This window comes from Limnohabitans radicicola (genome assembly GCF_014837235.1).
Lineage (GTDB): Bacteria > Pseudomonadota > Gammaproteobacteria > Burkholderiales > Burkholderiaceae_C > Limnohabitans_A > Limnohabitans_A radicicola.
Map to the genome: position 1 here is coordinate 951,669 of NZ_JACYFT010000002.1, position 11,369 is coordinate 963,037.

General features: G+C 62.4%; 16 protein-coding genes. All 16 read right to left on the reverse strand.

The features are described from left to right. Window positions 1-8: 8 nt before the first annotated feature. A complete protein-coding gene (locus IC609_RS12290; protein ID WP_191819759.1) occupies window positions 9-407 on the reverse strand; it encodes a hypothetical protein in 399 nt (132 codons plus the stop codon). A 2-nt stretch (window positions 408-409) separates the two neighbouring features. Beyond that, window positions 410-1,042, reverse strand: a complete 633-nt coding sequence (locus tag IC609_RS12295) for a phage tail tube protein (RefSeq protein ID WP_191819760.1) — start codon at window positions 1,040-1,042, stop codon at window positions 410-412. 57 nt (window positions 1,043-1,099) lie between these two features. Beyond that, window positions 1,100-1,441, reverse strand: a complete 342-nt coding sequence (locus IC609_RS12300) for a DUF3168 domain-containing protein (RefSeq protein ID WP_191819761.1) — start codon at window positions 1,439-1,441, stop codon at window positions 1,100-1,102. Beyond that, window positions 1,438-1,923: an HK97-gp10 family putative phage morphogenesis protein gene (locus tag IC609_RS12305; protein ID WP_191819762.1), complete on the reverse strand. Its 486-nt coding sequence runs from the start codon at window positions 1,921-1,923 to the stop codon at window positions 1,438-1,440. The genes IC609_RS12300 and IC609_RS12305 overlap by 4 nt, the downstream gene beginning before the upstream one ends. Before the next feature lie 4 nt (window positions 1,924-1,927). After that, window positions 1,928-2,281: a phage head closure protein gene (locus IC609_RS12310; protein WP_191819763.1), complete on the reverse strand. Its 354-nt coding sequence runs from the start codon at window positions 2,279-2,281 to the stop codon at window positions 1,928-1,930. Between the two features lie 13 nt (window positions 2,282-2,294). After that, window positions 2,295-2,918, reverse strand: coding sequence for a head-tail connector protein (locus IC609_RS12315; RefSeq protein ID WP_191819764.1), 624 nt, complete (start codon window positions 2,916-2,918; stop codon window positions 2,295-2,297). A gap of 5 nt (window positions 2,919-2,923) precedes the next feature. Beyond that, window positions 2,924-3,178 (reverse strand): hypothetical protein, encoded by a 255-nt coding sequence (locus tag IC609_RS12320; RefSeq protein WP_191819765.1) that lies wholly within the window; start codon window positions 3,176-3,178, stop codon window positions 2,924-2,926. A gap of 11 nt (window positions 3,179-3,189) precedes the next feature. Continuing rightward, window positions 3,190-3,639 carry a hypothetical protein gene (locus tag IC609_RS12325; RefSeq protein ID WP_191819766.1) on the reverse strand — a complete coding sequence of 150 codons (450 nt, stop codon included), beginning with the start codon at window positions 3,637-3,639 and terminating at the stop codon, window positions 3,190-3,192. A gap of 44 nt (window positions 3,640-3,683) precedes the next feature. Beyond that, window positions 3,684-5,027, reverse strand: a complete 1,344-nt coding sequence (locus tag IC609_RS12330) for a phage major capsid protein (RefSeq protein WP_191819767.1) — start codon at window positions 5,025-5,027, stop codon at window positions 3,684-3,686. 118 nt (window positions 5,028-5,145) lie between these two features. Beyond that, entirely contained in the window at window positions 5,146-6,072 is a 927-nt protein-coding gene (gene sppA / locus IC609_RS12335; protein WP_191819768.1) for a signal peptide peptidase SppA, read from the reverse strand. Further along, complete coding sequence (locus IC609_RS12340) at window positions 6,069-7,568, reverse strand: phage portal protein (protein ID WP_191819769.1); 1,500 nt, start codon at window positions 7,566-7,568, stop codon at window positions 6,069-6,071. The genes sppA and IC609_RS12340 overlap by 4 nt, the downstream gene beginning before the upstream one ends. A 4-nt stretch (window positions 7,569-7,572) precedes the next feature. Continuing rightward, window positions 7,573-9,285 carry a terminase large subunit gene (locus IC609_RS12345; RefSeq protein WP_191819770.1) on the reverse strand — a complete coding sequence of 571 codons (1,713 nt, stop codon included), beginning with the start codon at window positions 9,283-9,285 and terminating at the stop codon, window positions 7,573-7,575. 6 nt (window positions 9,286-9,291) lie between these two features. Continuing rightward, window positions 9,292-9,753, reverse strand: a complete 462-nt coding sequence (locus IC609_RS12350; protein ID WP_191819771.1) for a phage terminase small subunit P27 family — start codon at window positions 9,751-9,753, stop codon at window positions 9,292-9,294. A 132-nt stretch (window positions 9,754-9,885) separates the two neighbouring features. Beyond that, window positions 9,886-10,197 (reverse strand): HNH endonuclease, encoded by a 312-nt coding sequence (locus tag IC609_RS12355; protein ID WP_333473691.1) that lies wholly within the window; start codon window positions 10,195-10,197, stop codon window positions 9,886-9,888. Window positions 10,198-10,535: 338 nt separating this feature from the next. Beyond that, window positions 10,536-10,922, reverse strand: a complete 387-nt coding sequence (locus tag IC609_RS12360; protein ID WP_191819772.1) for a hypothetical protein — start codon at window positions 10,920-10,922, stop codon at window positions 10,536-10,538. After that, window positions 10,907-11,320: a putative PDDEXK endonuclease gene (locus tag IC609_RS12365; RefSeq protein ID WP_191819773.1), complete on the reverse strand. Its 414-nt coding sequence runs from the start codon at window positions 11,318-11,320 to the stop codon at window positions 10,907-10,909. The genes IC609_RS12360 and IC609_RS12365 overlap by 16 nt, the downstream gene beginning before the upstream one ends. Between the last annotated feature and the right edge of the window lie 49 nt (window positions 11,321-11,369).

An 11,369-nucleotide genomic window follows, 5' to 3' on the forward strand; every position in this document is an offset into this window, starting at 1 on the left:
CGCGAGGGCTAGGCGGAAATAGAACCGTCGCTCGGGCCGGGCGTGGAGTTTTTTATGGCGTCCTCCACCGCGTCGGGGGCCATGCCGTTAATGCGCTGGGCCACGCCGAAGATGCGGTCGATGGCGATGGCACTCTTGCGGCCCAAGGCCACCAGGTCTTGCACGCCAAAGATCTGTTTGTCTTCTTCATCGACCACGGTGGCGGCCAGCAGCTTGGCGCGCAGGTTGTCCATGTCGGGCACACGCTTGCCATCGACCACCTTCATGAGGGTGGCTTCAAATGCATCGCGCTCGGCACCGCTCAATGTGCGAATTCGCACACTGCCGCCCCACTCGGGCACGGGCACGGTCTCAAAGCGCATGTCATGGCATTCGAGGATGTCGGCTTTGGAAAGGATCTTGGTCATGTTCAGCTCCAGCTCACCGGTCCGGTGATTCGCACGTCCACAGTGCCGCGCACCACTTGATCGACGCCGCCTTGGCTGGGCACCTTCATGACGTAGCCATTCCAGGTGGCGGTGTGGGTGTCGGGCAGCACCAGCTTGAAAGCGGTTTGCACCTGACTGAGTTGGCGGGCCAGCAGAGCCAGTTGGCCGGCATCGCCGTGGTCCCAGTCGATCTCGAACGAGAGCTGGCCAAAGCGCGGGATGCCGGGGCGGATCTCTTCGGCGCTGGAACTCAGGTTGGTCACATCGATGATGTTGGCCGAACCGTCAAAGCCGGTGAAGGTGCGCACGTTGGCAATCGGCGTCCAGCTCACCGGGGTAGCCGTGCCACCCGTGGTGTAGGCCGCGCCGCCGGTGGTGTCCAGGTTGATGGCGAAGGTGTTGGTGGTGCGGTTGGTCACCACCCAGGTGCCGTTCACGGTGGTGGTGCCACCCACCCCTGCGATCGTGACCACATCGCCCAGTCCGAAGCCGTGGCCCGTACAGGTGAGGATAGTGGGGTTGCCCAGCGTGACGCCGGTGATGGTTTTGGCAGTGCCGGATCCGGTACCCAATGAGAGTACGGAGCCTTGTGCCGAGATGGCGGTTGAAGTCATTTCATCTCCATATGAAAAAACCGCCCGAAGGCGGCACGTGAAAACCCAAGGTCTGGTTCAGGTGGACCAGATGGAATAGTCCAGAGAGACCCTGTGCAATCGCACATCGATCTCGTAGAAATCCTGCTCGGAGAGTTGGACATTGGTGAACGCTGCACCCTGCATGGCCAGTCGCACACTGGCTGCGATCTGCTGCACGCTGGCGTATGTCTTGCCGTAGGCATCGATCTGCACGCGGGTGTTTTGCAGGTCCGAAGGGCCAAGCAGGTTGTTGTTGGTGACGCTCACCACCCGCTGGTAGACGATGTAGGGCGCGACAGCATCCTGCGCGGCCAGGTTCGGGTAGCTGCGGCCAGCGACCAGAGGTGCGAGCACAGCCTGCAATTGCTCCTGTATCACCTTTTGGCTCCACGCAATCCCGCTGCTTCTTCCGGGATGCGTTTGGCCAGGTACTGGGCAATGGCATCCACGGCGGCTTGTTTATTGGCCTCAAAGGCTGGGCGCAAGAAAGGCCGCGCACTCATCTTTACGGTGCCAAATTCCACCCAGCGCCAGTAGTAGGCGTCCTGGGAACGGTTGCCCTTCTTGCCCTGGTTGCGGTAGCGCTTGCCGCTGCGAACCCCGACGATGAAGGTCTGGCTGCTGACGGTCGAACGCTCGGGCACATGCTTGATCAGGATCGAGCGTTTGAGCGTGCCCGGCAGCGGATCACCGGGCGCCGGGGCCTGGGTAGAGACCGGCGCGCGGGCCTTGGCATCGTTGCGAATGATGGAGGCGCCCGCTGCTACGCTCTGGCGCAGGGCATTGCGTGCAATGCGCACAGGCAGTTCCTTCAGGGCATCGGAGAGCTCACGCAGGCCTTTGACATGTTCGAGTTCCATGGCATCAGCCTCCTTCGTTGGTGCCTTCAGTGACCATCAGGTGGATCAGCACGTTGGCTTCGTCCTCGTTCATGCTGGCCAGGATGTTGAAGACGCGGGTCTTGTAGAGCGCCCGCATGCCCGCCACCGCACGCGTGTCGGTGAGCGATGGTTGGTAACGGATCGTGAGGCGATGGGTGACCTCGGAGGCCACCTTCTGCGCCAGCTCCAGCTCACGACCGGACAAAGGCTGGATCGCTGACCAGATGGTCTGCACATCCACCCAGCCGGCATTGACCTCGCCAAAGGAATCCTGTGCGGCGTTCCTGCGCTGCAAGGTCACTCGCCGATTGAGTTCTCCGGTGCGCAGTCTGGTCATGTCACTGCTCCTTTCACACCGTCACCATCCTGTAGGGATCGAGCAGCCCATCAATGAAGGGCAGCGGATCGATCTTGCCGCGCGCCATTGCCGCCACTTCCTCGCGGTTTTGGTAGAGGCTGCCAATGCGCAGCAGCATCCAGCTCTTGAGACCCTCGGGCACGTTGGCTGCGCTGCCGTAGCCAGCATCAAAGGTCACCGAGACTGCCGCGATCTGCGGCAGCGGAATTGGCCAGATCTGACCGAACACGGGCGTGATGCGCGCAGGCTCGCAGGCCAGATCGGCGATGTAGTTGGCCGCTGGCATGGTTTGCGGGGTGCGGTTCATGTCCAGATAGTCGATCGAGACAATGGTCTGCACGGGTGCCTTGGGTATCAGGATCGCGTGCCCCGGCAGCGTGAACGGCCTGCCAGCAGGCACCCCCATCAGGGATGGCCCGGGAAAGCTGTCCAGGATGTACTTCCAGCGCGCCGTGACCAACTGCCGCCCCGTGATGGTCTCGGCCGCCAGCCTGGCTGAGCGGATGAGCGCCATGATGAGGGCGTCGTCATCGCTGAAATCCACCCGAAGATGGAGCCGGGCCTCGGCCAGAGACACCGGCTCCTCGGTGGGCGCCGTGACAAGCTGCAGCGGCATGAGGCTCAGGCCTCAGTTGTGGTGGTTGCGGCTTCCTCAGCTGGAGGGACTGGAGATTCAGCCTTGGCAGCGCTCTTGACCTGGGCAGCCGCTTTGGCCTGCTTCAAGGTTTCGACCTGCACGAGCTGCGCAAACCCTGCTTGCACCTGACTGGCCGTTTCATCGTCATACGGGTAGGTTTGACCCTGCGCGTACTTGATGAAACGGTTGCCGCTGCCATCGACTGCAAAGAAGTCCACCAGAAACTGGACAGCTTTCATGGCAGCGCTCCTCAGACGATCTGCGAGACCGCAGCCTGGTTGCTGGCGTCCGCACTGGCGTAGCGCGGGTTCAGGCCCATAAGCTGGGCGCAGGTCTGGCTGGCAGCCACGCCCACAGTCAGGCTCAGGCGCACATAGGCAAAGCCATTGGCCGTGTCCAGCTCAACCGGGCGCAGGTTGATGAGCGCCTGCTTGTTGGAGCCACCGCCCACCTGCGTGAGCTGGGTGATGGCCTTGCCAGCCACGTCCTTGGCCGAGGTGCCCGAGGCGTCCACGGCCTGCTCGAACTTGGCATCCACCGTGCCATTGACCCCCAGATCCCCGGTCTGGATCAGCGCCATGAGGGTGTGGTGGCTGCCAGCCTGGACCCAGCCCGTGGTGACCGTGCCTGTTGCCTGGCTGGCCGGATCGATCGTGGCCAGAAGCGACAGCATCTCGCTGCCTTTTGCGTTTGGAAACATGAAGATTCTCCTGAGTGAAAGTAGTCGCATCGAACCGGGGCCGATCAACGCGCGCCCAGTTGCACGAAGGGCGAGAGGGTCGTGCTGCCCTTGGCGGGCGTGATGGGCGCGGCAATCTTGGATTGACCGTCCATGCGGAAGGTGGTTCGGAAAGCTGTCAGGTCCGCATCGAAGTACAGGTGCATGGACGTTGCCGTCTGCATGCCGCCCGCCTTGGTGATGGTCTGGTAGTAGGACAGGTCGGCCAGCAGCACATCGCCTGCAGAGGAGAAGGTATTGGCGTGCTGGGACACGAACACCGGGCGACCCAGCAGCGTGCCGTAGGGCGAGGCCTGGATGCCACCCACGTTCAGACCCATTGGCAGGTAGATCGGGTAGTTGCCCAGCGTCAGCGTGAAGAGCGCCGGCAGCACATCGTTGTTGACGATCCACACCGACTTGGCAAAGGAGCCCGGCGGCAGGCGCGAGATCATCTTGGCCAGGTTCTGTGCCATGAGCGTCTGCGCGGCTTGACCCGATTCCTTGGCCACCGTGACGGTGGTGGCTGCGTTCATGCAACCCATCGGCACACCCGTGCCTGCACCAAAGAGGATCGACTCATTCGACTTCCAGCGGATGGAGGTGGCGATCTTGTCGGGCAGGTAGGTGGACAGGGCGTTGGTGTCGTCCAGCAACTCATCGGTCACCGGCACCAGGGCCATGAGCTTTTTAAGGCGCAGGGTGGACAGGCCCAGCACCGGCTTGGTGCTCACCGCAGGGGTGGCTTCACCTTGCCAGTAGGCCCGGATACCGTTGCTGCCCCAAGGCGTGGTCTCGTCCTTGGGGAACGCCATGGTGTTGCCGGTGATCTCGACGTTGTCGGTCAGCGGCAGCAGCGAGTCCTCGCCCAGCGAGAGCTGGAAGATTTCCTGCGAGAACTGGGGCGGCACCAGGAAACCACCGTCCTGGGCCGAGCCCTCGTTGCCAAAGCTGGCGGGCACTGTAGCGCCACGGCCAGAGCCCACCAGCAAACGCTCATCAAGCGAGCTGCCGGGGTTTTGCGCCTGACGCACGGTCTTGAGGAATTCGCCCACGCTCTTGAAGCCGTGGCGGGGGTCGGACTCGATGTTCTCCGAGACGGTGATGACCGAGCTGGCGGCGCTGGCTACGCTGGGCATGCTCTGGGGGAGCTGCGCCACACGGGCCATCTGCGCCTCTTCGGCGATCAGGGCTGCCTCACGGTCGATGGCGGCCGAGGCGGCCTCGATCTTGGCCTTGAGGGCTTCGAAGGCGCTGAGCTCTTCATCGGTGATGTCGCGCTCCTCAGCAGCGGCAATGTCGGTCAGGGAACGGGCGTCCTTGACCAGGGCGGATTTGCGAGCCTGAAGCTCACGGAGTTGCTTACTCATTGGGATTTCTCCAAATAAAAAGCCGCCCAGGCGAAATGCACAGGGCGGCGGTTGGGATACGACCAACGGGTCGCAGGCTGTTGCAGCCCTCAAAGGAGGACTGCTGAAACGGGTTGGATCAGATCAATGCCAGCGCGTCGCGGGCTTGGCGCAGGCGGGAGGCGCCACGCGGTGCGCTGGAGCGGACTTGCTTTTGCATCTGGGCGAGCACATCGTCGAAGGTGGCTATACCGTCCACCATCTTTTGCTCCAGGGCGGCGTCTGCACCGAGCACCCTGCCCTCGCCCATGCCCGAGCGCACGTCGTTGACCGACACGCCACGGCCTTTGGCCACGGCTTTGACGAAGGCGTTGTAGTAGTCGTCCACACGGGACTGCATGAAGCTCTGGGCCTCGGGGTCCAGCGGCACGTAGGGGTTGCCCTCGACCTTGAACTTGCCCGCCGAGATGAGGGTGGGCTTGACGCCCTCTTCTTCCAGGGCTTTGGAATAGTCAAAGTGCGCCTGCCACACGCCGATGGAGCCGACCTCACCTCCGGGGGTGACGTAGAACTCGCTGGCCGAGCAGCCGATCCAGTAGGCGGCCGAAGCTGCCAGGCTGTTGGCCACCGCCACCACGGGCTTTTGGGCACGGGCTTTGACGATCTCGGTGGCCAACTCGGCAACGCCATACACGCTGCCACCGGGGCTGTCGATGTCGATCAGGATCTGCCCCACCGTGTCGTCCGCAAGCACCTGGCGCAAGGCAGCCGTGAACTGCTGGGTGCTGGTGCTGCCCGTCCCGGAGATGTCATCGACCATGTTGCCGCGCTGCGTTACCACCCCATAAAGGGGAAGCACCGCAATGCCAGAGCCAGCATTGGCAGCGGCAAATTGTTTGCGTGTGCTGCGGACAAGGCGGTCCGAGTTGATCTGAAACAGGGTCTCGTCGCTGGGTTCTTGGCCGGCAGACCAGCGGCTCAGGACTCCCGCCATGGCTTGCATGCGCTCGGGCATCAGTGCCCATGGGGTGGTCAGAAACTCAGAAATCAGAAGTTGTTTGTTCATTTGTTCATCCCAAGAGAAACAAGGGCGTCCGCCAGGGACGCCTCGTCGGTGAATGTGTTCATGTGGGTGGCCCACGCTTGCACGGTGGAGAAATCGATCCCCAGCGCCTGGGCAATCAATTCGATGTCGCCAGTGGCCAGACTGGTCTTCTTGCTCAGGCGCCGGGCCAGACGCTGGGCGTTGGACTCCACGATCATCCGCAGTCGCTGGCTCGTCTCGTGATCCTGGCGCGCGGGTTCTGGATCGCTGACGTCCTCAGGTTCAGGCGTGGTGTCTTGTGCTTCCTGTTCTTGCTCGGCCTCTTCGGCGTCCTCTTCTTCGACCATGTTCAATGGCCGCAGCGGTTGGTCCAGACCGGAGATCGGGTTGAGGTTTTCTGCGATGCGGGCCTCGTTGCGGGTGAGCCAGCCGTTTTGGATGCCGCTTTGGTAGTAGGCCGAGCGGCTGGCGGCGTCACCGCGCATCAGGTTGGCGAAGTCGAATTCGACTTCCAGTTCGTCACCGTCGAGCATCAAGTCGGCTTCGATCGATGCCTCCCAGCGCTCGGCCCAGGGCGTCATGGTGTGCATGACGAACTCCAAGCTCTGCTGCTCGATGTTGGAAAACGTTGCCCGGTCCAGGTCCGCGATCATGTGCGGCGGCACCCGAAACAGACGGGCAATGTCCGTGATTTGGAACTTTCGCAATTCCAGGAACTGGGCGTCCTTGTTCGTGACGCCCACTTCGTGGAACTTCATGCCGTTTTCCAGCACCAGCACCTTGCCCCGATTCGAGCCGGATTGGGCGGACTGGTAGGACTCGCGAAACACCCGTTTGGCTTCCGGGTCCTTGAAGCTGCCGGGAAACTCGATCCAGCCGCCCGTGGGCTTGGCATCGTTGGAAAAGAACCGGGCGCCATAGTCCTGCGCGGCGAGCGCCATACCCAGACTCTCACGGGAGAGCTCGATTGGGCTCAGGCCCAGGATGCCGTCCGACGACAAACCCCGCAGGTGCCAGATCTCCCCTCGGGGAAACACCATCTCATTGCCGGCCTGGTTGCGCACCCGGTAGCGGTATTCACCATCCTTCAGGAGCTCGACGCGCACCCTGTCCGGGTGAATCGGGATCAGCTCGGTGATCTCGCCCTTGCCGTTGGAGACGATCTGACAGAAGGCATTGCCACGCAAGGCCAGGTGCCCCTGCAGCATTTCGCGCCACTCGAACGGGTTTTGAAACCGGTTGGGCCTCTTGCCCAGCACCCGGTAGATCCAATGGTCCGTGACCCGGTCTTTACCGCCATCGGGACGCGCGCGGTAGACCACCAGCGGCAGCGAGGCCATGGTTTCCGACAGGATGCGCACGCAGGCGTAGACGGCTGCCAGGCGCATCGCCGCATCGGGCGAGACCCGCACGCCGGAGACGCTGCGCACAGAGACCGGCTCAAAAAAGAAATCGCCCCATGGGGAGCGATCGTTGGTGGAGGCTTTGAACCGGTCAAAGAGATTGAAAATTCCCATGTCTTCAGAGCAGCATCAGCTCATAGTCGGATCCCAGCTGCACCGAATCTCCCGGTTTGATCGCCCGTGACAGGGCCATGATCAGCGCCACGATGCCGTCTATCTTGTTTTCTGCTCGCTCCTTGCGTGGGTAGATGTTGTCCTTGGCGTCCAAGTGGGCCACCACGTTGCTCGCCATCCAGGTGAGCACCGGGTCGGTGTCATGCGCCAGCTTCTTTTGCAAGACCAAGGCTTCCAGCGTTTTCATGGGTTCGCTGAAGTTCAGCACCGTCGGACGCACCTCGATCATGGGCAGGCCCTCGGCCAGCATCCGGGTGGACAGCTGGGTGGCCTGAAACGGATCGAATGCCACGGCCTGGACGGCATAGCGCGACGCCGCATCCAGCAAATCGGCCTCGATCCAGCTGAAATCAATCACATTGCCGGGCGTCACCACCAGGCGCCCGGTGCGCATCCATCCCGCGTACTGGCTGTTGCCTGAGGCGTTGACGGTGTCTTCGGGCAAGTAGTAGCGGCCAAAGGCCACATAGGCGCCTGCCATTTCGGGATGCTGGAACACCAGCACCATGGCTGCGATGTCGGTTTTGCTGGCCAGGTCCAGGCCAATCCAGCAGGGCTGGCCCACAAAGGCGTCCAGATCCAGGCTCGCGTCGCCACAAGCCTCCCAAGCCCGCATGTCCATCCAGGCGGTGTCGGCGTTGACCCACTCATTAAGGTGCTTGGTCTTGAAGTTATTCACCGCACTAGGCAACTGCATGGCCTTGGCCTGCAGCGGTCCCAGGATCTCGGGGCGCACCGAGATGCCCCAGTTGGGGTTAGCCTTGACCAGCGCCTCTTCCGAGCCCCAATCGTCACCATCGTCCAGGCCATAGATGATCCCGAACTGGGTATCGTCTTCAAACACGCGTTCGAGCAACTTGGTCACGAAGGTGCGGACCTCGTAGCAAATGCCTGCCCGGTTGCTGCCAGCGGTGGTGATCACCCACAGCAAAGAGTTGTCACGTTTGCCGGTGCCTGTTTCCACCACGTCATAGACCGAGCGGGTCTTGTGGGCGTGGAGTTCATCGACGCACCCGAAATGGATGTTCAAGCCGTCCAGCGTAGACCCCTCAGCCGACAGTGCCTCGAACTTGGAGCCCGACTGCAGCACATGCATGTTGTGGGCACCGACATTCACCGAGAACCGGTTGCGAAACCCCGCACTGCGCCGAGCCATCGTCTGGGCATCCCCAAAAACGATCCGGGCCTGGTCACGCGTCGTGGCCAAGGAGTACACCTCTGCCCCACCTTCACGGTCGGCGGCCAGCATGTACAGCGCGACCGTCGAGGACAGGGTCGATTTGGCGTTGCCCCGCGGCACCTCGATGTAGGAGCGCCGAAACCGGCGCTTGCCGTCCGGTTTCACCCAGCCAAACACGGTGGTCAGAATGAACGCTTGCCAGGGCTCCAATGCAATGGGCTCCCCGGCAAGCGGACCCTTCACATGAGGCAGCCTTTCGATAAAAGCGCAGATGTTGTCGGCTGGGTAGAACTCGCGGCCAGTCTTGTCAGTCAGCTTCGGGTTGAAGCGGTACGGACTGTTCTTGCCCTTGAAGCGCTTGAGATCATCGAGCTGGCGCTGGCAGGCGAGTTGCACCCAGCGGCAGGCCAGGATTTCTCCGGCGACCACATGCTTGGCGTACTCATTGGCCATGGACACATACGGCGACTCAGCCATCCAGCCTCACCCGGCGATGTCCGCCCAAGGGTCATCTTCGGCCGAAGGTGTCTCAGCGGGCATCGATACGCGCGAACGCGACGCGGGCGTGAACCCCATCTCAGTGGCCGCCTTGGTCATGATCTGCGCCTGCTTGTTGGCGATGGCCAGATAAGGCGACTGCATGGGCACCCCAGTATTGGGCGCAGGGACCAGGAGGCCGGTCTGCGTGATGCCTGTCTGCGCCTGCCGGTACAGATCTGCAGCGCACGCCCAAATCTCCAGCACCGACATGTCCAGCCGCTTGAGCAGCTGGGGTGGCGCGCATTCCAGGGCGTAGCGCCAGGCCGACTTGGCACCCTCGGTCATGTAATCAGGTGGCTCCACCAAATCCCCTTCGGGCTTGGGTTCGCGCAAGTTCACCCTGCAGTTTTGCAGCGTGCCCTTGATCTTCTTGACCTGTGTGGGCAGCGGTTTTCTGCCAGCCATACGCATCCCGTTTCTGGGGAAGCCCCCCTAGGTTCAATTTGCATTCGGAAAAATTTAGGCAAGCGCACGCATTTGGTGCATAAATGCCCAGAGATTTGACCCCCCTACCCCCTTGGGCGCAGGTGTGGCCGGTCAACCTGACGAGCGTTCTTTAGCGGTCTTGGCGTTGTGACACGACACGCACAAGCTCTGCAGGTTGGATCGATCAAAGCGGGCGCCGCCCTGCTTGATCGGTGTGATGTGGTCCACCACCTTGGCCGCTTGCAACACACCCTGCTCATGGCACAGGCGGCACAGCGGTTGCTCGCGCAAGACCGTGGCACGCAGTGCTCGCCAGCGGGTGGATTGGTAGAAGGTGACCTCGATGTCAAAGCCTCTGCGTGCACGGCCGTAGTCGCGGTGCGAGACCCCCTTGTGCTGTTCGCAGTAGCCAGGCTCACTCACGGTGGCCGGGCAACCGGGATGCCGGCAAGGGGTTGGCGCTTTGATCGGCATAGGCATTCACATGGGGCCAACACACCCCACCGCTGTCCGAAGGAACGGCGGAGCTGGTGCGGTGGGGTGGCTGGTGGCTGCGATTTGCCCATCGCTGCACGGGCCTGCTGGGCCTCACCGCTCAGGACCGAGCGTCCAGCAGTTCAGTGGTGTGCAGGATTTGGAAAACAAAGAAGCCCGCCGACATCGCTGTCGCGGGCTGGAATCTTTGGAGACGATGAGGCCTGCCCTTTGGCATGCCTCATCACTGAATTTGTTTCAGGTAGCGCCATCCTGCCACAGTTTATTCATGGCGTCAAGAACTTTCTCAAAAGGTTGTCGAACATGCGCAGGCCCTGCAAGTGACGCTCACGGCACAGACGTGCAGGGATCTGCGCCAGCCGCAGCTGCGCTTCTATGGGCTGTCGCCGTGGCACGTACAAGATGACCAGCACCGCCCTCTCCAACTCCGGCACCTTGGCCAAGGCGCGCTGGCAGGCCAGTGCTTCGTCGATGTGCTGCAGCACTTCTTTCGGCGCGCGGTCTTCGTCGTCCTGGAAGCTGCGGTAACGCCCTTCTGCACTGCCACAGCGATGACGCCTGTCACGTTCCATGGCCCACCGCCCGTAACGTGTCAGGCGTTCATCGGCTTCTTGCAGGTTTTGCGGAATGTCCGCGCTCAGGTTCTGTCGCATGTTGCTTCCTTCAGTTCCACATGAATGTCGCGAGCGACCGCAGCCCAGGCTGCCACTGAGCCCTCCACCGTCCACTCGTAGTCTTGCCACTGGTGCGCGTGCTGGACGCGCAGGTTGACCGCCAAAGGCCACACCCCTCGCCAGCTCCCGCGATCGAGTCGATAGAACAGCACGGGCAGCTCGCCACACGCTTGCTCCACGCATTGAGACCACCACCCAGCGATCTCTGAGCGGCTGGCGCTGGCGTACCGTTTGATCTCCACCGACCAGCCGGGCACGCCGACCAGGTCACTGTCACCGGCTGCGTTGCGCACGCGCCGCTGCACTTGCCAGCCCGTGTGCTGGCGGATCAGGGCAGCTGCTTCGCGCTCACCTGCCTGCCCTTTGGTGCGTTGCATCCGTCCCATCAGCCACCCCCCGGGTGATCGGGCGATGTCGGGTGATGTT